The following is a 26,572-nucleotide window of genomic DNA, read 5'->3' as shown; positions in this document are numbered from 1 at the left end:
CGTGAAAAGCGAGCCGAGGCACAACGTGCACACGGATCTCCAGCGCTCTCACGAAAATGTTGCGGGGTAGAGACTGGCGCTGCCGTCCAGATTACCTGTCTGCGCGTAGATCAGCGGTTCGCCTGCGGGACTGACGGTCGCTCCATCCAGTACCTGTCCAACGACCAACCTGTGATCTCCCGCTTCGAAGTCATTGACGACCCGACAGTCGAAATGCGCGAGCGCATCGAGCAGAAGGGGCGCCCCCGTCATACCCGGCTGCCAGCGCGTCGATGCAAGTTTGTCGACAGTACGGCCGGACTGCGTTCCGAAGTGCCGCGCGAGATCCTGTTGCTCCGCCCGCAATACGCTGATGGCAAATCCCTGTCCGTCATGGAGAAGCTTGTAAGACTCGTGAGTTGGGCTAATCCCGACTGCAATGAGCAATGGAGAGAATGAAACCTGCATGACCGCACTTGCCGTGAATGCGTCCCGGCGATCGCCGTCTGACACGCCAATCACGTACACGCCCGCCGTCAAGTGCCTGAAAAGCTCCACGATGCTGCTCATGGGTCCTCCTGTCTGTCGTGATGGAGCGGTTCGCGCCAGTGGTCAGTCTAGCGCCTGGCGTACGGGCAAAGCGTGCCGACACCGCGCGTGTCAGCCCAGCATGATCGCCGTATTGATCACCGCGTCGTGGGACAGCGTTTGCGGAAAATTGCCGCATTGGCGCCTTGCCCGGATGTCGTATTGTTCCGCGAGAAGCCCCACGTCATTGCGCGACCCGAGCACCCGTGCAAACAGCGTGCGCGCATCATCGTGACGACCGTGCATGCGCCGGACCTGCGCGAGCCACAAGCTGCATGCGAGAAGCGCGCCTTCGCCCGGCTCGTGTCGAGTCTTCCCGGATGGGTCGCTTCAATAGCGGGATACAAGTCCATCCCCATCAGTTCGCGTTCGATGGCGCGTACCGTTGCCTGTATTCGCGCGTCTTGCACGGTGCCGCTGCGCGCCGCGAAACTCCCACAAGCCGTTATCGACGGCGCGCCAGATGACCGTGACATGATCGATCACACTGCGTTCGAGCAACCATGCGTCCTCGTCGGGCGACAACTTGGTTATGCCAACGACCGCTGCAGCAAGCGCTATGCCTTACGGCGGGATTTCATCGGGAGACGGGGCGCGACTTTTGCTCGCTGCCTTTGCATCGCGGGTCATTTATTTTTGCGGGAGCCTCTCATGGCGACGACGGTGGGCGACTTTATCGTGGACAGGCTGCATCGCTGGGGTGTGAAGCGGATGTTCGGCTATCCAGGGGACGGCATCAACGGCGTGTTCGGCGCGTTGAACCGTGCGGAAGGGAAGATCGAATTCGTGCAGGCGCGGCACGAGGAAATGGCGGCCTTCATGGCCTCCGCGCACGCCAAATTCACCGGCGAACTGGGCGTGTGTATCGCGACGTCGGGCCCGGGTGCTGCGCATCTGATTACGGGCCTCTACGACGCGAGAATGGATCACATGCCCGTGCTCGCGATCGTCGGCCAGCAGGCGCGCGCGGCGCTGGGTTCGCACTACCAGCAGGAAGTCGACCTCGCGGCGATGTTCAAGGATGTAGCGGGGTCCTACGTGCAACAGGCGAGCGTGCCCGCGCAGGTGCGGCACATGATCGACCGCGCGATACGGATTGCGTTGGCGGAGCGGCGCGTGACGGCACTGATCCTGCCGAACGATCTGCAGGATCTCGAATACGAGCCGCCCGCGCGCAAGCATGGCACCGCCCATTCCGGCATCGGTTATTCGCGGCCGAAGATCGTTCCCATGCAGGAGGATCTGCAGCGGGCCGCCGACGTGCTGAATGCGGGGCACAAGGTCGCGATCCTGGTGGGCGCGGGCGCATTGCAGGCCACCGACGAAGTGATCGAGGTGGCGAACCGGCTTGGCGCCGGCGTGGCCAAGGCGCTGCTCGGCAAGGCCGTGCTGCCGGACGACCTGCCGTGGGTGACGGGGTCCATCGGTCTGCTGGGCACGAAACCCAGCTACGAGCTGATGACGTCGTGCGATACGCTGCTGATGATCGGCTCAGGCTTTCCGTATTCCGAGTTTCTGCCGAAGGAGGGCGACGCGCGAGGCGTGCAGATCGACATCAAGGCGGACATGCTCAGCCTGCGTTATCCGATGGAAGTCAATCTGGTCGGTGACAGCGTGGAGACGTTGCGGGCGCTGCTGCCTCTGCTGAAGCAGAAGGACAGTCACGCGTGGCGAGGCCGTATCGAACGCTGGACGTCGCGGTGGTGGGAAACGCTTGATGAACGCGCCCACGCGTCCGCGACGACGGGTGTCAACCCTCAGCTTGCGTTCACCGAGTTGTCACCGCGTCTTCCCGATCAGGTCATTCTGACGAGCGACTCGGGCTCGTGCGCCAATTGGTATGCGCGCGACCTGAAAATCCGCCGCGGGATGATGGCGTCGCTTTCGGGCGGCCTCGCGTCGATGGGCGCGGCAGTTCCGTATGCGATCGCCGCCAAGTTTGCGTACCCGGGCCGCCCCGTGATCGCGATGGTCGGCGACGGCGCCATGCAGATGAACAATATGGCCGAACTGATCACGGTTGCCAAATACTGGCAGCAGTGGGCCGATCCCCGCTGGATCTGCATGGTGCTGAACAACGAGGACCTGAATCAGGTGACGTGGGAGCAACGTGTGATGGAAGGCGACCCGAAGTTCAACGCTTCGCAGCAGCTTCCGAACGTGCCTTATCACCGGTTCGCGGAATTGGTGGGGCTTACCGGGATCTATGTCGACAAGGCGGAGCAGTTGCCGGACGCCTGGGAAGCTGCGCTGGCCGCACGGCGCCCCGTCGTTCTGGAGGTGAAAACCGACCCGGAAGTCCCGCCGTTGCCGCCGCATGTGACGCTCGCCCAGGCCAGGGCGTTTGCGCGCACGTTGATGGAAGGCGACCCGAAGGAGGGCAGCGTGATAGCGAATACGGCGCGGCAAGTGCTGGGGGCGGTCATTCCCAACGGAAAAGGTTGAACGCGCGACGCGGCTCTGCGGGAAGAATTTTGTAAATATCACATTGTGAGTAAAACCTACAGCCGGGCGAGCGTTCACTGAAGGAGTGCTGTGTTGTGCTCGTGCAGACGGAGCGGTCCCGGGGGCACAACGTGTCTGTCCTTGAGTCGCCGCCAGACGGGCATGTCGCTTCTGCTCAGCGTTGGTTTACCGTTGACAGAATTTTCCCGGACCCGTGGGCGAGCGCGCTCGTTTCTTGCTATGAGACTTCTTGCTACGCGAGGTCGGAAGAGTGGCTGGCCAACACGCAAGCCACGGAACTGGGAGCACGCCGATGCAATACAGGCCGGTTGTCCTGGATCGGGACCGGACAAATACACGCGATCGCGTCACGCTTGCCCTTTCCATTGCGCTGCCGGCCGGTTTGAGCGTCGTCCACGCCGATTCGCAAGGTGCGCCGCTCAATTATTTCCTGCATGCGGCGGGTCCTGCCGCGGGGCCGACGATGCATCTCGGTTGGGCACTCGCCGCATTATCGATGGCTGTAATCGTAATCGTCGCGGTGCTGCTAGGGATTGCAATTACGCGACGCGGTCACAGCGAGCATGCCGTGAGCCTCGTGAAGGGCGAGAAGGGCGCGTTGCGCTGGGTCTATATGGGCACCGCAATCTCGTCGATCTGCCTGATCGCGGCACTTGCGTACACGCTGGTTACGCTCGAATCCGTCGCGGCACCGCCGCAGGCGCCCTCGGTGGTCCTGACTGTCACCGCGTATGACTGGTGGTGGAAGATCGAGTACGGCGACGCAGATGGCGGCCCGGCGTTCGTTACAGCCAACGAGATTCACATTCCGGTCGGCGAGCCGGTGAAGGTCGTGCTCAAGAGCGCCGACGTCATTCACGCGTTCTGGGTACCGCAACTCGCGGGCAAAACGCAGACGATTCCCGGCCAGATCAACGAGCAATGGATTCAGGCAGACGCGGCCGGCATATATCGCGGGCAATGCTCGCAGTTTTGCGGCGCGCAGCACGCGCATATGGCATTCGAGGTTATCGCGCAGGACCGCGCTGCATTCGATGCATGGCGCGTCGCGCAAGCGAAGGCCGCCGCGCCGGAAGCCGCAGCAGAAGCCGGCTCAGACAGCACCGCCGTCACGCACGGCGCGCAAGTCTTTCAGTCGCATTGCGCAGGCTGCCACACGGTACGCGGTACCTCAGCCGACGGTACGCAGGCGCCCAATCTCACTCATCTCGATTCGCGACGGCTGATTGCAGCGGGAGCGTTGACGAACACGCCTGAGCATCAACTCGACTGGATTCGTCACGCGCAGCAGATCAAGCCCGATTCGCTGATGCCAGACATCGTGCTGACGACGAACGAGACGGTGGCGCTAACCGCCTATCTCGCGACGCTGCATTGACTCCTCCGATCATGTGACACTCGTGCGACACACCTGCCGATGACCGACACCACGACACCTCCTTCTTCTCAGGCGCGGTTGCGATTGGACCGGCCCCTGGAGTGGGGCGAAATACCACGCGACAGCACAGCCGAAAAGCAGTTGCGCGAGCTATGGGAAACGCCGGCCGGCTGGCGCGGTTGGCTCTCGACGGTCGATCACAAACGCATCGGTCTGCGCTATCTGGTCACGGCATTTATCTTCCTGATCGCGGGCGGCGTCGAGGCGTTGATCATGCGCGTGCAACTCGCACAACCAAACGCCACGCTGCTGACGCCCGAGCAGTACAACCAGCTGTTCACGATGCATGGCGTGACGATGATCTTCCTGTATGCGTTACCTGTGTTGTCGGGTTTCTCGAACTATCTCTGGCCGCTGATACTCGGTGCGCGCGACATGGCGTTCCCGCGTCTGAACGCCTTCTCGTACTGGATCTTTCTGTTTGCCGCGATTTTTCTCTATGCCAGTTTTCCGCTCGGCGAAGCGCCGAACGCCGGCTGGTTCAACTATGTTCCGTTGTCGAGCCTTCAATACGACACCGGGCCGAATATCGACGTATACGCGCTCGGCATGGTCCTGCTGGGTATTTCGACGACCGTCGGCGCGGTCAACTTTGTCGTGACGTTGTTGCGCATGCGCGCACCCGGCATGTCGCTCGACCGCGTCCCGGTGCTCGTTTGGGGCACGATGACCGCGTCCTGCGGCAATCTCGTCGCGGTGCCGTCCGTGAGTCTCGCGTTTCTGATGCTGTGGATGGACCGTCGCCTCGGCACGCATTTCTTCGACGTGTTGAATGGTGGCCGCGCGTTGATGTGGCAACACCTGTTCTGGATTTTTGCGCATCCATGGGTTTATGTCGTCGTGTTGCCCGCAATGGGCATCGTTTCCGACGCACTTCCGGTGTTTTGCCGCAGGCCGTTGGTCGGCTATGGACCGGTTGCATTGTCGACGGTCGCGACGATGCTGATCGGCTTCGTCGTGTGGATCCATCACATGTTCGCGACAGGTTTGCCTGCGCTTGCGCTGTCGCTGTTCGGCGCCGCCAGCATGGCGATTTCCATACCGAGCGCCATCGCGACGTTCGCGTGGATCGCAACGATCTGGTGCGGGCGCCCCGTATTCCGCGTGCCGTTCTATTACTTCGCGGGCTTCGTGCTGCTGTTCGTGATCGGCGGCGTGTCGGGCGTAATGACCGCTGCTGTGCCGTTCGACTGGCAACTGACCGATACGTATTTCGTCGTCGCGCATCTGCACTACGTGTTGCTTGGCATCAACGTGTTCCCGGTCATCGGCGGCGTGTACTTCTGGTTTCCAAAGTTCACGGGACGCATGATGAGCGAGCGGATCGGCAAGCTCGCTTTCTGGGTAATGTTCACAGGTTTCAACGTGGCGTTCTTTCCCATGCACATCGCGGGACTGCTCGGCATGCCGCGCCGCATCTACACGTATGCACCCGATATGGGCTGGAGCACGGTGAACCTGATTACGTCCGCGGGCTCGTTCGTGCTTGCTATAGGTATCCTGATCTTCCTGTGCGATCTGCTGTACAGCGCGCGGCATGGCGCCTCGGCGGGCTCTAACCCTTGGGACGCCGGCACGCTCGAATGGTCGACGACGTCACCGCCTCCTCCGTACAACTTCGCTGTCGTGCCAACTATCGCGAGCCGGCATCCGTTGTGGGAAGGACGAGGCGAACAGGAGGGGCAGCATGAGGCGCGATCGTCGCTGCAGGAGGGCCTCGTACTCGATCAGGGTAGGGAGGCCCTCGGAACGACGATCATGGAGGCGGAACCAGATGTGATCCTGAAGATGCCGGAAGACACCTGTACCCCCTTTGTATTGAGCGCGTTCGCGACGCTGTTTTTCGCGGGACTCGCGTTGCTCGAATGGTGGTTCGCGGCCTCCATGCTGGTCGGCTGTGCGGTGTCGATCATTGTCTGGCTATGGCCCGAACGCAGCCTGATCCAGCGCGAACCGCAGCATGTGCAGGACGCCGGGAGCTGACATGAGCGACGCGTCGCGAGGCGAGATTTATAGCGGTCCGGCGCGCCTGCCGGTGGGCAGTGCAGGGCAGCGCTCGGGCGGCTGGTTCGGCTGCCTCGCGTTGATCGTCACGGAAGGCTCATTGTTTGGATATCTGATCTTTTCATATCTGTATCTGGCATCGCAAAGCGGCAACATGTGGCCGCCGGAAGGCCTGCCGAAACTGGGACTCGGCGGAGCCAACACGGCGATCCTGCTGTCGAGCAGTGTTTTCGTCTGGTTATGCGAACGCTGCGTAAAGCGGCGGCGCATTCACTGGGCCGTGATATCGATGAGCATCGCACTGGTGCTCGGCGTGACCTTCGTCGGCATTCAACTCAAGGAGTGGCGCAATCATCCGTATGGCCCGACCACGCATCTGTACGGATCGCTGTACTTCACGATAACGGGTTTTCACATGGCGCATGTGATCGTCGGTCTGGTGGTGCTGGCGCTGCTGCTGTTGTGGACTGCACTCGGCTACTTTGACGAGAAACGCTGCCTCGCGCTGGCGATTGGCGGACTGTACTGGCACTTCGTCGATCTCGTCTGGCTTTTCATTTTCACCACGCTCTATCTGTCGCCTTATCTGTTGAGGGGGCGAGCATGAGCGGCACTCCGACCCCGGCACGTCGCAACGGCGGCGATCACGGACATCGCACGGAAAACGCCGACCTCGACGAGGCGCCGCGCTTTCATGTGTGGCGGCTGATGATTGCCACGCTCGCGACGCCACTTGCATGGTTTGCGCAAATGCTCATCGGAGAAGTGCTGACCGCGCAGTCTTGCGCGCTTTCCGATGCGAATCATCCGATGGCGCCGCCGTGGTGGGTAATGACTGCGTTAATTGGGTGGAGTACCGTTTGTTTCGTTGTCGGCGTCGCGGGGATTGTAGTCGCATGGAGAACGGTTACCTTTACACGCGCGCAATTGCAACAGCCATTGCGGGGTCGCGCGCGCCGGGTTGCCGAACTCGAAGCGTTTCTCGCGCGGGTCGGCATACTGTGCAGTGCGATTTTCATGTTCGGACTGGTCGTCACCTCGATCGCGGTGGCGATGGTGTCGCGGTGTGGGCCATGGTGATGACAATGAACCAGCGAATGAATTTCGCCATTGGCATCGCTGCCATTGTAGGTGTGATGTTCGTTACAGCCGGTGAAATCCCGCGCCGTGCGAATGCTGCCCCTAATGCTAATGCGCAAACACCAGGTGTCCCTCCCGGTAGCGAGCAGACTGTGCTGATCGCCAAAGGCGAGTATCTCGCGAAAGCAGCCGATTGCGCGGGCTGCCATACGGCACCGCCGGGCGGACCGTCGGGCAAAGAACCATTGCACCCGTCAGCGCCACTCGCGGGTGGCCTCGCGATCAATTCGCCGTTCGGCACGATCTGGTCGTCGAACATTACTCCGGATCCCGTTGCGGGCATCGGACGCTACAGTTACGACGATTTCCAACGGGCCGTGCGAGAGGGCGTGGCACCCGGCAACCGGCGACTCTATCCGGCGATGCCTTATCCATCGTTCGCGAAAATCAGCGACGACGATATGCACGCGCTCTACGCGTATTTCATGCACGGCGTCGCGCCCGTCGCGCAGGTGCCGCCGCGTACGGCGTTGCCGTTTCCATTCAATCAACGCTGGGTGCTGGGCCTGTGGAGCCTGACGTTTGCGCCTGACCGCAGGTTCGTACCGGAGCCGGGGCGCAGCGCGCAATGGAATCGGGGTGCTTATCTCGTGCAATCACTCGGGCACTGTGGAGCGTGTCATACGCCGCGCGGGCCCGCTTATGAGGAACGCGGTTACAGCGAGCATTCGCGCCTGTACCTGACAGGCGGCGAAAACGATCACTGGTTCGCGCCGAATCTGACCGCCGATAACGCGTCGGGCCTTGGCCGCTTTTCAGAGGACGAGATCGCCGCATTCCTGAAGCGCGGACATGGCAGCGGACTGGTGACGTTCGGCAGCATGGTCCAGGTCGTCGAGGACAGCACCCAGTATCTGTCCGACGATGATTTGCAGGCGATAGCACGCTATCTGAAGAGTCTGCCTGCGCGTGAGCCGTCCGGACACTACGGCGATGGACGCACCGCGACGCAGATGGTGCGTGCTATTGCTTCGGGAGAAATCGAGCTGCCTGGCGCCGGCATTTATCGGGGATTCTGCGCCCGCTGCCACCACGCGGACGGATCCGGCGAAGCGTTGAGGTATCCGCGTCTCGCGGGCAATCCAGCGGTGTTGAGCGCGAATACCGACTCGCTCGTCAGGCTGCTGGTCGAGGGCGGCGAAGCACCGCATACGGAATCCGGCCCGCAGCCGAAGAAAATGCCGTCTTTCGCGGGCGATCTGACCGATGCCGAAATCGCGCACGTGCTGACGTTTGTACGCAACTCATGGGGCAACACGGCCGCACCTGTCACGACTCGCGATGTGGCTAGTGTCAGGCGGTCACTAGGCAAATAGAAACGGGAAGCACGGATTTCCTGTTCGGATTTTTGCGGGTCTGGCGCTTGCTTCGTGATGGATCACGGAACTGTACGGCGATGGACAGGGGAGAAACGGCGATCAAATCGCACCACTCCCTTGACCTGACTTTTCAGCGGAGGAAGAGAATGGACCTGCAAAACAGGACTGCGCTCGTCACCGGCGCGGGCTCCGGCATTGGCAAGGCGAGCGCGTTGCATCTCGCGGCTGCGGGTGCCCAGGTGATCGTGCACGCGCACAAAGACGACGAAACGAGGGCGACCGTCGACGAAATCGTCCAGCGTGGTGGTACGGCGTTCGGCTTCACCGCCGACATACGCGACGAACTCGGATTCGGGCAGGAACTCGATCGCGCGTTTTCTCAGGCCGGCGCATTGGACATCGTCATCGCGAACGCGGGCATCAATGGCGTCTGGGCGCCGATCGACGAACTGAAGCCGGCCGAGTGGGACAACACGATCAACACAAATCTGCGTGGCGCTTATCTGACGCTGCATCTAACCGTACCGCATTTGAAGCGGGCCGGCGGTGGGTCAATCGTCATCATTTCGTCGATCAACGGCACGCGAATGTTCAGCCATGGCGGTGCTTCCGCTTATTCGACGACCAAGGCGGGACTGCTGGCGCTCGGCCAGATGACTGCGCTTGAACTCGCGAAGCACCGGATTCGCGTGAACATAATCTGTCCCGGCAAGATCGACACCGAAATCAACGCGAACACGCAAGCGCGATCGAGCGATGAGGCGTCGGAGCCGGCCGATTATCCGCAAGGGAAGATCCCGCTCACCGATGGCAAGGCCGGCAGCGGCGACGATATCGCCGAGATGGTGGTGTTTCTCGCGTCCGATCGTGCGCGGTTTATTACCGGCACGCCGGTTTGGATCGATGGTGGGCAGTCGTTGCTTGTTGGCTAGCGGGGATGCGATGGCGTTTTCGGCGTGGAAACATCGGAAGTCGATGTGTGGAGCGCTGTCGAGACGGCTATCGTTGCGCCTGACTCGCAGACGGCAGGATGGTGCCCGAATGAAGTTTCTCAGTGATCTCCGATACCGCGTGGCTCGCCGTGAACAGAAACTGTTTGACGCCTTGATTTGATGGGCATGCCGCTTGCGCATATGAAGTCCTCTCAAATCATTCGGAGTAGATCATGAACACATTGGACCCCCTAGGTGGCGCGTCGGGTAGCGGTGCAGGGATTGTTGGCGGCGGCACGGGCGACGGTCCTGGCCCTGACGTAATGACCGCTGCGACGCTCGATGGCACCAAGGTGATGTCGTCGGACGGCGAGGACATCGGCAAGATTTCGGACATCATGCTCGATGTGCGCAGCGGCCGGATTGCGTATGCAGTACTTTCGGAAGGAGGTTTTCTCGGCATGGGAACCACGCTGCATGCCATACCGTGGAGCGCGTTGACGTTGGACACCGACCAGAAATGCTTTCACGTCAGCATCTCGGCCCAGCAAATCAAGAACGACCCCGGCTTTGACAAGGACCACTGGCCGTCAATGGCAGACACCACGTGGGCCACGACCGTACACCAGTACTACAACCGGGACCCCTACTGGTCGGCTTCAAGAACGCTGGACGACCCACGCTCGCTCGACATTGAGTAGCCGCTTCTCGCAAGGCCAGGCCTGCACTCCCATTCCGTCATGGTGTCGTTCAGGGAAGCAGCTATGGAAGGAGTCAGGAAGATTGCGGTCTGTTCAGCGGCACAAGTCGGGTTACCAGTAGTGCATTCGCGCAGGACGCAGTCAGTGCCGGTGGAGGAGCGGGCACGGGAGGACAAGGAGGCGGTGCCGGTCTGAGCACGCCCAAGGTTGGTGGAACGCACGCACTGCTTCAGCGGAGTGCCGGTGATGGGCGGGTAATCCGCACGGTTCGGGACACGGCTATGAACGGCTGGTCATTGAAGGCCGGTGATTTCTAAGCTCTAGAAGACCGTCGAAATCATCTTCCGAGTATCTTCATCAGGGTGCGTGCGTTTCGCTGACCCTGATCTTCGCGGCAGTTATTGAATATGACGTGCGTCTTAGCCGTCCGTCTGGAGACATCGCGGATTGGCCCGGATATCTGTGCGAGCTCGTTATCGCTGTAATCGTAGTCAAAGCGTCCCGCGGCAGTCGGCGCACCGGTTGCGTTCCACTTTTCCGCGTCGCGTCCGTGCAGCCGTACAAATGCGAGTTCAGGATTGGTCACTTGCCACAAGGTGTGTGCACGGTTCGTCACCGTCTCCGGAGCATCGATAATGACGTGGACCAGCTTACGCCGCCGCAGCAACTCCAGTGTGTCGAAGGCGTGCCTGTCATTGAGCCACGATTCGTTGCGAAACTCCACCGCGACAGTGTATTCCTGCATCCGGTCCGCACACTCTTCGACATGAGCGTTTCCTTTGGGACCGCACATCAACCACGGAGCAAACTGGAAAAGGACGGCGCCGAGTTTGCCGGCGTTCCGTAGCGGTTCAAGCGCTTCGCGGTAACTCCGCCAGAGTTCATCGAGAACTTCGGCCGGAACGTCGCGGTAGTAGAGGTTCTTTTTGCCCGTCTCCGGAATGGCCATCGCGATGTCCTTCGGCAGAGACTCGCGCACGGTCTGATGGCCTGTCAGCAGCCGAAACGCCTTGATGTCGAACGTGAAGTCGGCAGGAGTGCGGTCTACCCACAACGCCGAGTTCGCTGCTGAAGGCATTCCGTAGTAGCTTGAATCAACCTCGACCAGTGGGAACTGCGACGCATAGAACCGTAGCCGTGCTTCGGCGGTTCTACAATCAGCCGGATAGAATCGCTTGCACGCGATGAGCGTTTTGTCGGTCCAGCCAGCGGACCCGCAGAGTATCTTCACAGCGCCTCTTCCGCCAGCTTCGCGTCCGTAATGACGCGATTGGTCGATGAGTCCCACTCCCATGTGCCGATGCTTCCCGCCGCATCAAACGCCAGGTGGAGGCGGTCTTTACTGTCCAGAGGGCGATTTTCGCTTGCGCGGATATCAGTCACGTCGCGAAAAATTCCGGTGTCTGGGACACCTTTCTCGACGTCCTCACGAGTATAAATCAGCTTGAGAATCTGACAGGTCGCTTCGGCTTTGTCATAACCCGGCAATGACTGCCGGCCCAACGTCTGTCGTTGCAAATGGTTCAGCTCACGAGCGGGCTTTAGCAAAGTCTGCCGTCCTGGCTGACGTCGGGTACAACCATCAGAGCTGGCTCTGGCAGGATCCTCGTCGGACAGTAAAGTTTGCCGATCGAGTAGGAGCACCGCTTCACATCGGTCAGTCCTGGTTCAAGCCTGGTGCGCTTGCGATTTGTCGTCGATGTCCCGCGATACGCGTCCAGACTAATCTTCTTCCCACGGTATGGTTGTTGCGCCGGATGAGTAACCGCTCGGGACGCTCCTCATGCCAACCATTCTCCTGGTGGACAACGAACCAGACATTCTGGCCGCTTTAAGCGCAGCTTTAGAGTGGCGGGGATACTGCGTGTTTTTGTCGGAAGACGGCAAGTCGGCGCTGGAAAAGGCCGGCAGAATGATGCCGGACCTCATAGTCACTGATTGCACCATGCCGGGGATGGACGGCATTGAGTTGTGCCGTCGTCTTAAGTTATACCCGGCTCTTACCACGATACCGGTAATTATGGTTTCGGCTCATACGCAACTTCAACGGACACCGGCCCTCTGGAACGCATTCTTTCTCAAGCCTATCGACCTTGACGCGTTCGAATCCACGGTAGCGTTGTTGCTCCTGTCGCGGCCTTTGCGTGAAATGCTTCGTCCCGTGTGTTCCGACCGGGCGATGTCGCGGTGGCAGCCGGTCTCTTCCGGACTGATATCTTGAAGTGAGCTCGAGGTAGCCTCGCGGCGGCCGGCTTGCGTTGCCGTTAAACCAGGCCGCCCAACTGTCCACCTCTTCGATTCGCGAGCAGATATTGCAGCTTCTCCAAAGACAGCGGCTTGGTCAGGTGATAGTCGAAGCCAGCTGCTAACGCTCTTGATTTATCAGATTCGGCGGCATATCCAGTCAACGCCACCAACATAATGCCATTCAGGCTGTGGTCGGAGCGAACAGCGCGCGCAACATCGAAGCCATCAACGTCTGGCATACCCACATCAATGATTGCGACCTCCGGCCGGGCCTCCGCGACAAGCCGAATTGCGTCGCCTCCATTGCTTGCAGTGGTCACATCGTGCCCTTCGAGTTCCAGCAACATGCCTAACGCCATCAGAGCGTCCGGATTGTCATCGACCAGAAGAAGTCGTACGGAGCCGCAAACCGAACTCTCGGCCGACTGCTCGTGCCGGACCTGTGCCGACGGCCTGCGAAGGATTGGCAACCATAGAGTGACGAGCGTGCCTGTGCCGGCACCTTCACTTTGAAGAGCTATGGTCCCCTCGTGAAGTTCGACCATCCGTTTCGCAACGGCGAGGCCAATTCCGAGTCCGCCTTCAGCCCGGGCGTGCCCTCGGGCCGATTGCGCAAAAAGTTCGAAGACGTGCGGCTGCACCCCCTTGTCAATTCCAATTCCGTTATCTTTGACGGTGATGATGACCGCGCCGTCCAGGGCAGGTCCAGCGTTGGCATCTAGATCAACGGTCATTTCGATTACCCCGCCCACCGGCGTATACTTCGCGGCGTTCGACAGGATGTTGCCGAGAACCTGACTCAGTCGAATGTGGTCCGCGCGAACCGGGACGGGCGCATCGAGGCCATTTATTTTCAGGGTGTGCCGCCGGGACTCAAAGTGGTGCTTGACCGTTGTGATGGCGTCGAAAGCAATCTCGTTGAGGGATGTGTCGCTATGCCTGATTGCAAGTTTCCCGTGCTTCAATCGTGCCGCGTCGAGCAGGTCGTCGACGAGCGTGCGCAAATGCCTTACCTGTCGTTGGGCCACCGTCAATACCTCGACAGCCTTCGCATTATCAGCGCATAGGCGTACGGCGGCACCAATAGCGCTGTCAATCGGTGCCATCGGATTGCGCAGTTCATGCCCGAGCATGGCGATGAACTCATTGTGCCGTTGGTCGCTTGCAATTCCGCTGTCGCGCGCGTCCACGACGGCGGCTTCCCACAACACGGTCAGTGCCTGGCTACCGCTTCGTCGTATAACCCGTTTCGCTCGCGCGTGCTCTTTGTCGCACCGGGCTGCTCCCGCAGCAGCCGGATGGCGTGGTTGCGGTCATATCCGGTCAGCGCCACGAACTCGTCGAGAATTCTGATCCGGTCACCGAGTGCCGCGCTTCCATACCGCAATTGCAGTGCTGCGACCAACTCCTTGCGTGTCGTCATGCTGATTTGCCTTGTCACCCCGTGTCGCTCCCGCCGGACAATCCGGCGGGTAGCAAACTACGTGAGGCAAAAGGTCAGCAGCGAGCTGCAATTCTGATGAGTCAATGCGCGACGAGGGCAAAAAAAGGCGTTCTAATCATATATGAGTATATGATCATGTATGATGTGATCAGCAGATAATCGATCGATGCGGTGCCTCGTCGTGCGTTGGCGCATTTCCCAACAAGGAATTGCGCACGTCCGCGCGTCTGCTTGCGCACCTATACTTTCCGGCGGCCCCATTCCCCATCAGATGTCTGACAGTCCTTACAAAGAGGAGTACGTATGGAAAAACGGTCCCCCGCCGCAGCTGACCCAGCTAAAACGGCAGACCTGCACCGGATCGTGCAGCGAGCTATTCGCAGCGCCGCTACCGCGCCGACGCCTGACGGCGCTATCGATCTGCTCGGCGAAGCGCTGCTTGAACTGGAACGCCTCGTCGCGCAAACGAACGCACCCATGCATTGAGTGTATCGGCTCGGGTCTTGCCCGAGACCGCACGTGATCACGCAACAAAAGACGCAACCATGACTGCCTATCATCGCCAATCGTTGTTCTGGGGCGCTGTCGCCTTGTCGGCCGGCGTGCTGCTGTGGGGCCTTCGCTCCGTACTGACACCTTTTCTGCTCGGTGCGATGATCGCGTACGTTTTGCAGCCGGGTGTGGAGTGGCTGGTACGTCGGCGAGCGCCGCGGGGTCTTGCCACGCTGATCATGATCTCGCTTTTCGTGGCGCAGATCGCGTTGCTGATTCTGCTGGTATTCGTGGTCATTCAGATGGAAGGCCCCGAGCTGGCCGGACAGATCCCTTCGCTCGCCTCAAAACTCGAAACCGCCGTCAGGCCGTGGCTTGCTTCCGTGGGGATTGACTACTGGCCGGATTCGGCGAGTCTGCGCGCCGCAGTGGCCACTCGCCTGATGGCAAGCGAACACGACGCTGTCCTTGCCGTCTGGCAATATCTGCGCACAGGCAGCAGTGCGATGATTGGCGTCGCGGGAAATCTCGTGATGGTGCCACTCGTGCTGTTTTATTTGCTGTATGACAGGCCCGAAGCCCTGGCGCGGATCGAGAGCTTTGTGCCACGGCGCTGGCTCGCACGAACGCGGGATTTCGTCGCCGGAGTCGACCACATGATGTCGCAGTATTTGCGAGGGCAACTCGCCGTTATTGCGGTGCTGGCCGTTTTCTATCCCGCCGCGCTGACGATCGCCGGATTGCGTATCGCGCTGCCTGTTGGTGTCCTTACCGCGCTGGCTGTCGTGATTCCGTACATCGGATTTGCGACCGCGCTGGCGTCCGCGCTTTTCGCCGCGCTTCTGCAATTCGGAGACTGGTACGGCGTGGGAGCAGTGGCGCTCGTGTACGGAATCGGGCAGATCCTCGAAAGCGTCGTTCTCACACCCAGACTCGTCGGCGAGCGTATCGGTCTGCATCCGCTTGCGGTGATCTTTTCTTTGCTGGCTTTCGGGAAGGTGTTCGGATTTTTCGGCGTTCTGCTTGCATTGCCGGCCAGCGCGGCCTGCGCGTCGGCGCTGCGGGAGCTGCGTCGTCACTATCTGACCACCGCGCTCTACCGGGACTGACCAGGCCGGCGTGGCCCGGTGGACGGCATGTCGCGGTTGCTCTTCACACAGTTCCGGGGCCGGCAGGCATTGGACGGCGGGCGATCTTCTCCGCCTCGATGCGCTTGAGGCCAAACGCCTGCAATACGACCGCCGCGATATTCCCGGCGAACCGTTCCTCCCGGGATCGGAGGTTTTTCCGCGACTGCACGATCCGCTTCGAAGACGACGAGAAATGAAGCTGGGCCGCGAGTCCGGCGAGGACGGTGCCGATCACCGAGACGACACATATCAGTTCGTCCGCGACCATGAAGCGTCTTTGCGCAATGCCGCTGCGCGTGTCGCGTAACAGGCGCTGTCCCAGTCCACCGCTGAGCGCACGCGCGGATAGCCCCTCGCGGATCAATAGCTGTCCCCACACCGGCTCCCGACAGGCGAGTAACAGCGTATGACGTACGGACACGGCGATCACTTCGGCCGGGTCGGACAGGCCGTCGATAAGGCCATCGAGCGTATCCGCGAATTGCTCGAACAGCCATTCGACGAGTGCCGTGAAGAGCCCTTCCTTCGAGTCGAAGTGATTGTAGAACGACCCGAATCCCACGTCGGCGAGGTCGGTGATTTCGTTGATCGTGACGCCGTCCATTCCCTTTTTCGCGATCAGTCCGAACGCGGCATCAAGCAAACGCACGCGCGTTTCGTGCTTGCGCCGGACGAGCCGAGGCGACCGCGCTGTGATGGACTCGGGGGGCGAATTCGGTCCCTTGACTGTCTGCCGACGACCCGTGCGCGGACTGCGGACATCTGCCATGTTGTCTCTCTGGTTACTGTTTGTTGTGATTTTAGGTATCTTTGTCATGGTTGACAAGAATATCAAATATGGGTTTAATGTCACCCGAGCGCCTGAGATGACGGAAATCGCGTAGCCATCAGGGCTCAAGCAGCGGGTCGATACAACGATCAGAGCTTTGAGGCGCTGGGTTCAATCGGCGCCTTGCTCCGGCGATCAGCGCTGAAGGGTGCGCACGCATCAGCCTGCGCGCCGCTCGCGTGCCGCTGATCGCAACACCGCCCGCGTGGCTGGCCTCGGTCAGCGTGAAATCAATTTCCATCTGAACTCATCGGCTTCCTTGTGAACATCGTGAAACACTCCGGTCCTGACGCACCGATACGGGCGTGCTCCCTGTTGCTTTCCTGCGCCCGGTCGATACACCGGGCTCCCGCCGTCATCGCGGCGTGCACCGCAATCCTTCTTTGCGGATGTCACCACGACAAAGCCGCCGTGCCGGAGGCCAGGCCCGTAGTCGCGCGTGCCGTTCACGCGGATGGGCGTATCGCGGGTGACTCGTTGCCGGCGCAGGTCCAGGCGCGTTACTCCACGCCTCTTTCGTTCCGCGTGGGAGGCAAACTCATCGAGCGGCGGGTGCGGATCGGCGACATGGTGAAAGCAGGGCAGACGGTCGCGCTGCTCGATCCGACCGATCTGCAAAACAACCTCGTCAACGCGCGCGCCCAGCTCGATGCCGCCGAACATCGCCTCGTCTTCGCGAAGCAGCAGCTCGATCGGGACGAGGCGCAGGCACACGCCAACCTGATATCGACCGCACAGCTGGAGCAAACCCAGGACGCCTACGCTTCCGCGCTCGCGCAGCGCACTTCCGCTCTCGCGCAGATGGCACTTGCGACGGATCACCTGCGCTATGCGACGCTGGTGGCCGACCATGACGGCGTGATTACCTCGGAAGATGCCAATACCGGGCAGAACGTTCAGGCAACTCAAGCGGTGTATCACCTCGACTGGACGGGCGACGTCGATATCGCTTGCGACGCGCCCGAAGCAACGGTGAATGCGCTGGCAGCCGGCAACAAGGCGCACGTCACGCTGCCCGCGCTGCCTGGCAAGACCTTTGATGCATCGGTGCGTGAGGTGTCCGCCGCCGCCGATCCGGAAAGCCGCACCTGGCGCGTCAAGCTGACGCTAACTTCGCCAGGCCCGGAGGTGCGTCTCGGCATGAGCGCGAACGTGACGTTCGATGCCGCTGGCAACGCCGGCACTGCACAGCCCTATACGCTGCCCGTGACGGCGCTCTTTCACCGCGGCGAGCAACCTGCGGTATGGGTGGCGCGCACCGGTAGCGACACCCTCGAACTGCGTCCGGTCACCATCGGGCGATACGACGAACGCACCGTGTCGGTCAGCTCGGGCCTGCACGATGGCGACCGGGTCGTGCTGCAAGGCGTGCATGCAGTCAGCGCCGGCGAGCACGTCCAGGTCGTGCCTCCGCTGCATCCGGAGGACTTTCCGTCATGAACGCGCGCGACAATCAAAACGTGCGCGACGACGTGCGCGCGAAAGCGGGCGACGGCTCAAGCGCTGAAGGAACCGGTTTCAATCTGTCCGCGTGGGCGTTGCGACACCAGCAATTAGTGATCTTCCTGATCGGGCTCGCCACGCTGTTCGGCGTGTTCGGCTACACCCACCTTGCGCAATCGGAAGATCCGCCTTTCACGTTCCGCACAATGGTCATCAAGACCTACTGGCCGGGCGCAACGGCCCGCGAAGTGCAGGAGCAGATCACCGACCGGATCGGCCGCCAGTTGCAGGCAGCGCCGTATGTCGACAATATCAAGAGTTACTCGCGCCCCGGCGAGTCGATGATCTTCTTCGCCATGAAGGACTCGGCGCCGGTCAAGGAGGTGCCCGAGACCTGGTATCAGGTGCGCAAGAAGGTCGGCGACATCCAGGCGACGCTTCCCAGGGGAACGGTCGGGCCGTTCTTCAACGACGAGTTCGGCGACGTCTATACGAACATCTACGCGCTCGAAGGCGACGGCTTTTCGCCCGCGCAGCTGCACGATTACGCGGACAAACTGCGCACCGTCCTGTTGCGGGTGCCCGGTGTCGCGAAGGTCGACTACTTCGGCGATCCCGATCAGCACATCTTCGTCGAGATTTCGAACGCGCAACTGACGCGGCTGGCGATCACGCCGCAGCAACTCGCTCAGGCGATCGACGCGCAGAACGCCGTTGCGCCTGTCGGTACCATCACGACGGCGGACGACCGCGTGTTCGTGCGGCCAAGCGGCGCATTCAAGGACGAACAGACGCTCGCCGACGTGCTGATCACCGTGAACAAGCGCTCGTTTCGCCTCGGCGACATTGCGACGATCAAGCGCGGCTATGACGATCCGCCAGTCACGCAGATGCGCGTGGACAACGGCGCGGTGCTCGGCATCGGCGTGACCATGCAAAAGGGCGGCGACGTGATCGACCTCGGCAGGGCGCTCGACGCAAAGACGGCAGAACTTCAGGCGTCGCTGCCGGCTGGTCTGAAGCTCGCGGGTGTGTCGAGCATGCCGCACGCGGTGAAGCATTCGGTCGATGACTTCGTGGAGGCGGTCGGCGAAGCGGTGGCCATCGTGCTGGTCGTGAGTCTCATCTCGCTCGGCCTGCGCACCGGGATGGTGGTGGTGATCACCATTCCGATCGTGCTCGCGGTGACGGCGCTGTGCATGCATGTGTTCGGTATCGGTCTGGACAAGGTATCGCTCGGCACGCTGGTGCTCGCGCTGGGGCTGCTGGTCGACGACGCGATCATCGCCGTCGAGATGATGGCGGTGAAGCTCGAACAGGGCTGGAGCCGCATGCGCGCGGCGGCCTTCGCCTATTCGAGCACGGCTTTTCCGATGCTGACCGGTACGCTGGTGACGGTTTCGGGCTTTCTGCCGATCGCTCTTGCCAAATCGAGCACCGGTGAGTACACACGTTCGATCTTTGAAGTGTCGGCCATCGCGCTGATCGTTTCGTGGTTCGCCGCGGTCGTACTGGTGCCGTTGCTGGGCTTTCACCTGCTGCCCGAGCACAAACGCCACGCGAGCGGTGAACACGGCCACGAGCACGATGTGTACAACACCGGCTTCTACCGGCGTCTGTCGGGCTGGGTCAGCGGGTGTATCGACCGCCGCTGGGCCGTGCTCGGTATCACGGTCGTGCTGTTCGCGATCGCGATGGCGGCGTTCACGCGCGTGCCACAGCAGTTCTTCCCGAACTCCGAACGGCCGGAACTGCTGGTCGATCTGAGGTTGCCGGAGGGCGCATCGTTTGAAGCGACGTTGCGTGAAGCGAAGCGCCTCGAAAAGGTGCTGAATGGCAAGCCGGAAATCGCGCATTTCGTCGACTTCGTGGGCACCGGCGCGCCGCGCTTCTACCTGCCGCTCGACCAGCAGCTCCAGCAGCCGAACTTCGCGCAGTTCGTGATTACCGCGAAAGACGTCGAGACACGCGAAGAGTTGATGCAGTGGCTCGACACGAAACTGGAGAAGGATTTTTCCGGGGTTCGCACGCGCGTCGCACGTCTCGAGAACGGACCGCCGGTCGGCTTCCCGATCAAGTTTCGCGTCAGCGGCGACGATATCGCGACCGTGCGCTCGATTGCGGACAAGGTCGCCGAAAAGACCCGCGCCGACGCGCGCACGCGCAACGTCCAGTTCGACTGGGACGAGCCCGCTGAACGTTCGATCTCGTTCGAAATCGACCAAAACCGCGCGCGGCAGCTTGGCGTCACGTCGGAGGACGTCTCCAGTTTCCTCGCGATGACGCTGTCCGGCTTCACCGTCACGCAGTATCGCGAGCGCGACAAGCTGATCAACGTCGACCTGCGCGCGCCGAAGAGCGAGCGCGTCGATCCCGCGAAGCTCACGAGCCTTGCGATGCCGACGCCGAACGGCCCGGTGCCGCTTGGTGCGCTTGGACACGTGCGCGATACCCTGGAGTATGGCGTGATCTGGGAACGTGACCGGCAGCCCACCATCACGGTGCAGGCCGACGTGCGCGGCGACGCGCAGGGCATCGACGTCACGCGCGACATCGACCGTGCGCTCACCGCGGAACGCGCCCAGCTGCCGGTCGGCTTTCGGATCGACGTGGGCGGCGCAGTGGAAGAGAGCGTGAAAGGCCAGACGTCGATCAACGCGGAAATGCCGTTGATGGTCATCGCGGTGCTGCTGCTGCTGATGATCCAGCTGAAGAACTTCGCGCGCACCTTCATCGTCGTGCTGACCGCGCCTCTGGGCCTGATCGGCGTGGTGAGCGCGCTGCTGCTGTTCGGCAAGCCGTTCGGCTTCGTCGCGTTGCTGGGCGTGATCGCGATGTTCGGCATCATCATGCGCAACTCCGTGATTCTCGTCGACCAGATCGATCAGGACATCGCGGCGGGGCACCCTCGCTTCGACGCGATTATAGGCGCGACGGTGCGACGTTTCAGGCCGATCATGCTGACGGCCGCCGCCGCCGTTCTCGCACTGATACCGCTGCTTCGCTCGGGCTTTTTCGGCCCGATGGCGACCGCGCTGATGGGCGGCATCACCGTCGCCACGCTGTTGACGGTGTTCTTTCTGCCGGCGCTCTACGCGACCTGCTTCAGGGTCCGGCGTGACGAGTCCGGGACGACGCAACCGCTCGTCGCCGAGCATACGGAGGTGTGATCATGAACGTTCCATTCAAGACTTCCGTGCTGGCGTTGGCCGCCGTGCTGACCGTCACGGCGTGCTCGTTCGGCCCGGGCGGTGAACCGCCGGCGATGCCGTCGCCGCAACATTACGGCGCACAGGCGCAGCCGTCCAAAACCGTGACGGCCGACGGCGTTGCACAGACATTCGATGTCGGCGCAACGGGGGCGCCGCAATGGTGGCGCCTGTACCGATCCGACGCGCTCGATGCACTGGTCGACGAGGGCCTGCGCAACAGCCCGACCCTCGCGGCAACCCAGCGCACGCTCGCGGCCGCGCAGGAGCAACTGCGCGCGCAGGTCGGCGCTTCGACGCTGCCGTCAATCGATGGCAGCGTGCAGGTCGAGCGCGCCCGCACTGCCGTCGTGCCGGGGCTCGGACCGCAGCAGGTGCAATACAACTTCTTCGCCGGCCAGATATTCACGCATTACACGTTCGACCTGTTCGGCGAGACGCGTTACATGAACTCGGCAAGCGCCGCGCGCGTGCACGTGCAGGCATTCGAACTAGAGGCGTCGCGTCGCGCGCTTACCGCCAACATCGTTGCGAGCGTGATCAATGTCGCGGCTCTCGACCGGCAGATCGCCCTTACCGAGCGGCTCGTCGAAGTGTCCAACGCTGTTGCGAGCGAGGATGAGCAGCGGTTCGCGCTCGGGTCGGTGTCGCGCGCCCAGATGCTTGAATCGAAACAGGACGCGGCGTCGATCGCGGCGACGCTGCCCGCACTGCGGCAGCAACGCACGTGCGCGGTCCATGCGCTGGCCGTGCTGATCGGCCGCACGCCTGATAACGCGCCGGGCGTGCCGGATCTCGATAGTCTCGCGCTGCCCGCGCACGTGCCTGTTGCGGTGCCGTCGGACCTGTTGCGTTCGCGCCCGGACATTCAGGCAGCCGACGCCGCCGTCAAGGCCGCCGCTGCCGACGTGGGCGCCGCGACGGCGCAGCTTTTCCCGAGCCTGTCGCTCACCGCCTCGATGGGCCGCGGCGGCTTCAGCTGGCCGACGGTATTCTCCGGCGCGGGCGCCCTGTGGGCGCTTGGCGCCGGGCTGTCGCAGCCGATCTTTCATGGCGGTGCGCTGTTCGCGCAGCGTCGCGCGTCGATCGATGCGTACGACGCCGCCGTGCTGCACTACAAGTCGACCGTGCTCTCCGCGTTCCAGGATGTCGCGAACTCGCTGGCCGCGCTGGATAACGATGCGCAAACGCTCGCGTCGGCGGCCGTGGCCGCGGACGCTGCGCACGCCGGGTTCGACGATGCCGCATCGCGCCATCGCATGGGTTCGCTGCCGTCGACGGCAACCCACGCCAGCGAGTCGCGCTATCTCAACGCGCAGCTCGGCGCCGTGCGCGCGGCGGGGCAGCGCATGAGCGACACCGCGGCGTTGTTCCAGGCGATGGGGGAGCTACCCACGGCCCAGCAGACGGCAGCGTCGACGCAATGATCGCGCGCGTATGACGAGCATGGACTATCGCAGACTGATTGCCTGCCACGAATGCGATCTGCTGTTTCGCAAGCCTGCGGACGTCGGAGCGCGCGTCGCGAGCTGCACGCGATGCGCAGCGAAGCTGACCGCATTGGCGGGTGCTGGCGGTTCCCTCGACCACATCTGCGCTGTAACGCTCGCGGCGTTGATCACGTTCTGCATCGCGCAGGCGTTCCCGGTGATCGAGCTGCATGCCAACGGCATGAACTCCGAAGCGACGCTCATCGGCGCCGTGCGCTCGCTCTGGTCAGGCAATATGCGCGCGGTCGCGGCGATGGTGTTCTGTGCATCGATACTCTTTCCGCTGATCGAGCTGAGTGCCTTCCTGTATCTGCTGGTGCCGCTTCGCATCGGCAGGCTGCCGCCCCGTTTCAACCGGGCGTTGCGCGTCGTGCAACTGGTGCGTCCGTGGTGCATGGTCGAGGTATTCATGCTCGGCGTGCTGGTGACGATCGTGAAGATGGTCAGCATCGCCGACGTGATCGCAGGGCCAGGCCTTTTTGCAATGGCGGGGTTGACCGGGATGATGGCCGTCGTTGCTTCATTCGATCCCGGCCGGCTGTGGGCGGTCCATGAGCGGCTCACGTCTGACCGGACGACGGGCATTCGCTGGTCCAGGGTCGGAGACCGACGTGAGCGCTTAATGCGGCCGCAGCCAGCGCGCGAATGGACGAGTTCGTCGGCGTCGACCGCACGGCATGCTGGACTGGTCTGCTGCCATGCTTGCGGTCTGGTTCAGGCGCACGCGGAAGGCCGGACGCGCCAGCGCTGCTGGCGATGCGGGCACCCCCGACATCAACGCCGTCCGGACAGCCTGACGCGAACCACCAGTCTGCTGCTCGCCGCCGTGTTCACGTATATCCCGGCCAATCTGCTGCCGATCATGCATGCGTCGTCGCTCGGCCGCTCCGAGGACGACACGATCCTGGGCGGCGTCGCGTACTTCTGGACCTCGGGCGACTGGCCGCTCGCCGTCGTGGTGTTTGTCGCGAGCGTTCTCGTACCGATGCTCAAGCTGGCAGTTCTCACGCTTCTCACGCTGTCGGCCCGTCGCGAGTCGGCCTGGCGGCCTCGCGAATGCACCGCGCTCTATCGTCTGGTCGAGCGTATCGGCCCCTGGTCGATGCTCGATGTGTTCGTCGTCACACTGACGGTCACGCTGGTGCATTTCGGCTCTTTTGCGGTCATCACGGCGGGACCGGCCGCGCTCGCTTTTGCGGCGGTGGTGATTCTCACGATGCTCGCGTCGCATCAGTTCGATCCACGGCTCATCTGGGACAACGTCGATGCGGGCAAACGGCGCGCGCCAACCAATCGACGAAACGCACGTTGACCGCAGCGCTGCCTCTCAACAAACCGGACTCTCTGAAACAGCTCCCGAACGATGCATCTTCCCAATCTGACCAGCCCCGAACTTCGGCCGCACAAACGCCGGCTGCCCTCCCTGATATGGTTAGTACCGCTGATCTGCGCATTGATCGGCATTGCGCTCGTGGCGAAATCGGTCGCCGAAAAAGGGCCCGTCATCACCGTCACCTTCGATAACGCGGAAGGCATGGAGGCGGGCAAGACCAAGGTCAAGTACAAGGACGTGGACATCGGCTCGGTGCAAGCCATCACGCTGTCGAAGGATCTGCGACGAGTGATCGTGAGCATCCAGCTCGGCAAGAACGCCGCGAAGTTCGCGACGCAAGGCACACGGTTCTGGGTCGTGCGTCCGCGTGTCGGAGCAAACGGGATTTCGGGCCTCGGAACCTTGCTATCAGGCGCCTACATCGGCGCGGATATCGGGCGCTCGACCGGCACGCAAAGCGACTTTGTCGGACTGGAAAACCCGCCCATTGTCACGACGGGGCAACGGGGACATCAGTACACGCTGCGCGGCGAATCGCTCGGCTCGATCGATATCGGCGCCCCGGTTTTCTACCATCGTATCCAGGCAGGGCAGGTGGTCGGCTTTTCGCTCGACCCTCACGGCGACGGCGTGATCGTCAATGTGTTCGTCAATGCTCCGTTCGATCAGTATGTCGGGACCCATACGCGATGGTGGCATGCAAGCGGCGTCGATCTGCGTCTCGATTCGAACGGTCTGAAGCTCAATACGCAGTCTCTCGCGACCGTCGTGGTCGGCGGGCTGGCGTTTCAGACACCTGTCGGTCAGGACGGCGGACCGCCGGCGGCCGACAAGGCCGAGTTCCGGCTCGCGGCCGACGAGCAGGACGCGATGCGCGAGCCTGACGGCCAGCCTCTCAATGTGGTGATGCGATTCGACCAGTCGCTCAGGGGACTGTCCGTCGGCGCGCCGGTGGACCTTCGCGGGATCGTGCTGGGGCAGGTGACCGGCATCGGTATCGAATACAGCGAAACGCAGAAGAGCTTCAGCATGAAAGTGTCGATGGCGCTTTATCCCGACCGCCTGAGCCGACGCTCCAGCGACGCGCTGCCCGACCCCAACACGCCGGGCGGTCACGAGTTGCTTCAGCACCTCGTCACGGAGGGGCTGCGCGGACAGTTGCGCACTGGCAGCCTGCTGACCGGCCAGCTTTATGTGGCGCTGGATATGTTCCCGAAAGCGCCTCGCGCGAGCGTCGATGTGAGCCGCAATCCGATCGAACTGCCGACCGTGCCGAATACGCTCGACGAGCTGCAGGTGCAGGTCGCGGACATCGCCCGAAAGCTGAACCAGGTTCCGTTCGACAAGATCGGCGCCAACCTGAACGGCGCGCTCGAAAACGCCAACAAGCTGTTCGGTCATATGGACACGGAGGTCGTGCCGCAAGCGCGCGACACGCTGGCGGCCGCACAAAAGACCTTCAGCACCGCCGAAACGACGCTGCACCAGGCCGCTCCAATGCAGTCCGACATTCAGGATGCGATGCAGGAATTGACACGTACCTTGCAGTCGCTCAATGCACTCGCTGATTACCTCGAGCGCCATCCGCAAGCGCTGCTGTTCGGCAAGAAAGGAGACCAGCCATGATCCGGATCTCACGCTTGCCGCTACGTGCGCTGCCGCGCACAGTGGCCGTCGCGGGCCTTGTGCTTCTGACGGCGTGCGCTTCGCCGTCAGCGCGCTTCTATACGCTCGCAACCGATGCACCGGCGACGTTCGCGAGCAGTAGCGCAACCGCTGCCTGGCGCATCGACGTGCGGCCTGTGAAAGTGCCTGCCGCCGTCGCGAGAAGTCAGCTTGTCGTGCAGGTCGACGCGGAGCAGGTAAAAGTGCTGGAGGACGACCGATGGGCTTCGTCGCTTGCGGACGAGATACGCTCCGCGCTCATTGCCGGCGTCAGCCGGCAGGCCGACACCGGCGGGCGCGGCGCGTCGGCGAAGGGCACGGACATTCCCGTCTATCAGATCGCCGCGGAGGTCGAGCGTTTCGAATCGTGGCCTCGCTCCCATGTGCTGATCGACGTTGTGTGGAGCGTGCGCAAGTCAGATGGCGGCGGTGCACTGACCTGCCACAGCGTGTTAAGCGAACCTGTGTCGGACGGATATCAGGCGATCGTCGACGGGCACCGGCGCGCGATCGCCATCATCGCCGCCCAAATCGCCCAGGCGGTCCGGACTCTCGCCGCGAACCCGGCGGACGCCCCGTTCAGCGCTGCGCGCGTGTCGCGCAGCAGCGCACCGGGCGCGTTGTCCTGTCCCGATGTCACCCGATCAACGGACGCCGGGTTCGTTGCCCGGCAGGCGCCGAGAGAAGCTTTGCCGGACGTCGTCGAGTGACGGTCGATGCGGG

Annotated in this window: 24 protein-coding genes; 17 read left to right on the top strand and 7 right to left on the bottom strand. The window is 62.3% G+C overall.

Going from position 1 to position 26,572, the window contains the following annotated elements; genetic code table 11:
• Positions 1-48: 48 nt before the first annotated feature.
• Positions 49-549 (bottom strand): flavin reductase family protein, encoded by a 501-nt coding sequence (locus tag CI15_RS25600; RefSeq protein WP_062133029.1) that lies wholly within the window; start codon positions 547-549, stop codon positions 49-51.
• 669 nt (positions 550-1,218) lie between these two features.
• Here CI15_RS25600 and CI15_RS25590 point away from each other — a divergent pair.
• The 8 genes from CI15_RS25590 to CI15_RS25555 all read left to right on the top strand — a co-directional run bounded on the left by CI15_RS25590 (position 1,219) and on the right by CI15_RS25555 (position 10,567).
• On the top strand, positions 1,219-3,012 hold the full coding sequence (locus tag CI15_RS25590) for a thiamine pyrophosphate-requiring protein (protein ID WP_062133023.1): 1,794 nt from the start codon (positions 1,219-1,221) through the stop codon (positions 3,010-3,012).
• Positions 3,013-3,325: 313 nt separating this feature from the next.
• Positions 3,326-4,411 (top strand): cytochrome c oxidase subunit II, encoded by a 1,086-nt coding sequence (coxB, locus tag CI15_RS25585; protein ID WP_082814299.1) that lies wholly within the window; start codon positions 3,326-3,328, stop codon positions 4,409-4,411.
• Between the two features lie 39 nt (positions 4,412-4,450).
• Positions 4,451-6,454 (top strand): cytochrome c oxidase subunit I, encoded by a 2,004-nt coding sequence (ctaD, locus tag CI15_RS25580; protein ID WP_082814298.1) that lies wholly within the window; start codon positions 4,451-4,453, stop codon positions 6,452-6,454.
• Between the two features lies 1 nt (position 6,455).
• Positions 6,456-7,082 (top strand): cytochrome c oxidase subunit 3, encoded by a 627-nt coding sequence (locus tag CI15_RS25575; RefSeq protein WP_062133018.1) that lies wholly within the window; start codon positions 6,456-6,458, stop codon positions 7,080-7,082.
• 101 nt (positions 7,083-7,183) lie between these two features.
• Entirely contained in the window at positions 7,184-7,555 is a 372-nt protein-coding gene (locus tag CI15_RS25570; RefSeq protein WP_063910583.1) for a hypothetical protein, read from the top strand.
• A 56-nt stretch (positions 7,556-7,611) separates the two neighbouring features.
• Positions 7,612-8,931 (top strand): c-type cytochrome, encoded by a 1,320-nt coding sequence (locus tag CI15_RS25565; RefSeq protein WP_153041209.1) that lies wholly within the window; start codon positions 7,612-7,614, stop codon positions 8,929-8,931.
• Positions 8,932-9,080: 149 nt separating this feature from the next.
• Positions 9,081-9,866, top strand: a complete 786-nt coding sequence (locus CI15_RS25560) for an SDR family oxidoreductase (protein ID WP_062133008.1) — start codon at positions 9,081-9,083, stop codon at positions 9,864-9,866.
• A 233-nt stretch (positions 9,867-10,099) separates the two neighbouring features.
• Entirely contained in the window at positions 10,100-10,567 is a 468-nt protein-coding gene (locus CI15_RS25555; protein WP_062133007.1) for a PRC-barrel domain-containing protein, read from the top strand.
• 337 nt (positions 10,568-10,904) lie between these two features.
• Here the strand turns inward: CI15_RS25555 and CI15_RS25550 are convergent, their stop codons facing one another.
• Positions 10,905-11,798: a DUF72 domain-containing protein gene (locus CI15_RS25550; protein WP_062133004.1), complete on the bottom strand. Its 894-nt coding sequence runs from the start codon at positions 11,796-11,798 to the stop codon at positions 10,905-10,907.
• Entirely contained in the window at positions 11,795-12,115 is a 321-nt protein-coding gene (locus CI15_RS25545; protein WP_062133003.1) for a hypothetical protein, read from the bottom strand. Before CI15_RS25545 ends, CI15_RS25550 begins: the two co-directional genes overlap by 4 nt.
• A gap of 235 nt (positions 12,116-12,350) precedes the next feature.
• Between CI15_RS25545 and CI15_RS25540 the strand changes: the two genes are divergently transcribed.
• On the top strand, positions 12,351-12,788 hold the full coding sequence (locus tag CI15_RS25540) for a response regulator (RefSeq protein WP_062133000.1): 438 nt from the start codon (positions 12,351-12,353) through the stop codon (positions 12,786-12,788).
• Positions 12,789-12,831: 43 nt separating this feature from the next.
• On the opposite strand, the gene CI15_RS25535 is transcribed toward CI15_RS25540, so the two are convergent.
• Positions 12,832-14,025 carry a hybrid sensor histidine kinase/response regulator gene (locus CI15_RS25535; protein WP_241495926.1) on the bottom strand — a complete coding sequence of 398 codons (1,194 nt, stop codon included), beginning with the start codon at positions 14,023-14,025 and terminating at the stop codon, positions 12,832-12,834.
• A 2-nt stretch (positions 14,026-14,027) separates the two neighbouring features.
• Positions 14,028-14,237 (bottom strand): hypothetical protein, encoded by a 210-nt coding sequence (locus CI15_RS25530; protein WP_062132998.1) that lies wholly within the window; start codon positions 14,235-14,237, stop codon positions 14,028-14,030.
• Between the two features lie 324 nt (positions 14,238-14,561).
• Between CI15_RS25530 and CI15_RS35720 the strand changes: the two genes are divergently transcribed.
• Together CI15_RS35720 and CI15_RS25520 are read left to right on the top strand one after the other, a co-directional pair.
• The gene (locus CI15_RS35720; protein WP_075643777.1) at positions 14,562-14,744 is read left to right on the top strand and encodes a hypothetical protein; all 183 of its coding nucleotides are present in this window, start codon (positions 14,562-14,564) and stop codon (positions 14,742-14,744) included.
• A gap of 59 nt (positions 14,745-14,803) precedes the next feature.
• A complete protein-coding gene (locus tag CI15_RS25520) occupies positions 14,804-15,859 on the top strand; it encodes an AI-2E family transporter (protein ID WP_062132993.1) in 1,056 nt (351 codons plus the stop codon).
• A 43-nt stretch (positions 15,860-15,902) separates the two neighbouring features.
• Here the strand turns inward: CI15_RS25520 and CI15_RS25515 are convergent, their stop codons facing one another.
• Both CI15_RS25515 and CI15_RS36725 read right to left on the bottom strand, forming a co-directional pair.
• Positions 15,903-16,649 (bottom strand): TetR/AcrR family transcriptional regulator, encoded by a 747-nt coding sequence (locus tag CI15_RS25515; protein ID WP_082814296.1) that lies wholly within the window; start codon positions 16,647-16,649, stop codon positions 15,903-15,905.
• A gap of 118 nt (positions 16,650-16,767) precedes the next feature.
• Positions 16,768-16,950: a hypothetical protein gene (locus CI15_RS36725; RefSeq protein WP_153041194.1), complete on the bottom strand. Its 183-nt coding sequence runs from the start codon at positions 16,948-16,950 to the stop codon at positions 16,768-16,770.
• Positions 16,951-16,970: 20 nt separating this feature from the next.
• Here CI15_RS36725 and CI15_RS25510 point away from each other — a divergent pair, with 20 nt between their 5' ends.
• Genes CI15_RS25510 through CI15_RS25485 form a run of 6 tightly spaced genes read left to right on the top strand, consistent with a single transcriptional unit; the run spans position 16,971 to position 26,559 of the window.
• On the top strand, positions 16,971-18,149 hold the full coding sequence (locus CI15_RS25510; RefSeq protein WP_082814295.1) for an efflux RND transporter periplasmic adaptor subunit: 1,179 nt from the start codon (positions 16,971-16,973) through the stop codon (positions 18,147-18,149).
• Positions 18,146-21,322, top strand: a complete 3,177-nt coding sequence (locus tag CI15_RS25505; RefSeq protein WP_062132987.1) for an efflux RND transporter permease subunit — start codon at positions 18,146-18,148, stop codon at positions 21,320-21,322. Before CI15_RS25510 ends, CI15_RS25505 begins: the two co-directional genes overlap by 4 nt.
• 2 nt (positions 21,323-21,324) lie before the next feature.
• Positions 21,325-22,788, top strand: coding sequence for an efflux transporter outer membrane subunit (locus CI15_RS25500; RefSeq protein ID WP_062132985.1), 1,464 nt, complete (start codon positions 21,325-21,327; stop codon positions 22,786-22,788).
• A gap of 19 nt (positions 22,789-22,807) precedes the next feature.
• The gene (locus CI15_RS25495) at positions 22,808-24,163 is read left to right on the top strand and encodes a paraquat-inducible protein A (RefSeq protein ID WP_062134161.1); all 1,356 of its coding nucleotides are present in this window, start codon (positions 22,808-22,810) and stop codon (positions 24,161-24,163) included.
• A gap of 51 nt (positions 24,164-24,214) precedes the next feature.
• A complete protein-coding gene (locus CI15_RS25490; RefSeq protein ID WP_062132982.1) occupies positions 24,215-25,810 on the top strand; it encodes a PqiB family protein in 1,596 nt (531 codons plus the stop codon).
• On the top strand, positions 25,807-26,559 hold the full coding sequence (locus tag CI15_RS25485) for a PqiC family protein (protein ID WP_062132979.1): 753 nt from the start codon (positions 25,807-25,809) through the stop codon (positions 26,557-26,559). The genes CI15_RS25490 and CI15_RS25485 overlap by 4 nt, the downstream gene beginning before the upstream one ends.
• Positions 26,560-26,572: the final 13 nt, after the last annotated feature.

Origin of the sequence: Paraburkholderia monticola, assembly GCF_001580545.1 — a bacterium.
In the GTDB taxonomy this organism is placed as follows: Bacteria; Pseudomonadota; Gammaproteobacteria; order Burkholderiales; family Burkholderiaceae; genus Paraburkholderia; species Paraburkholderia monticola.
Note: the sequence above shows the minus strand (reverse complement) of the source record. Positions and strands in the feature narration are given on the sequence as shown.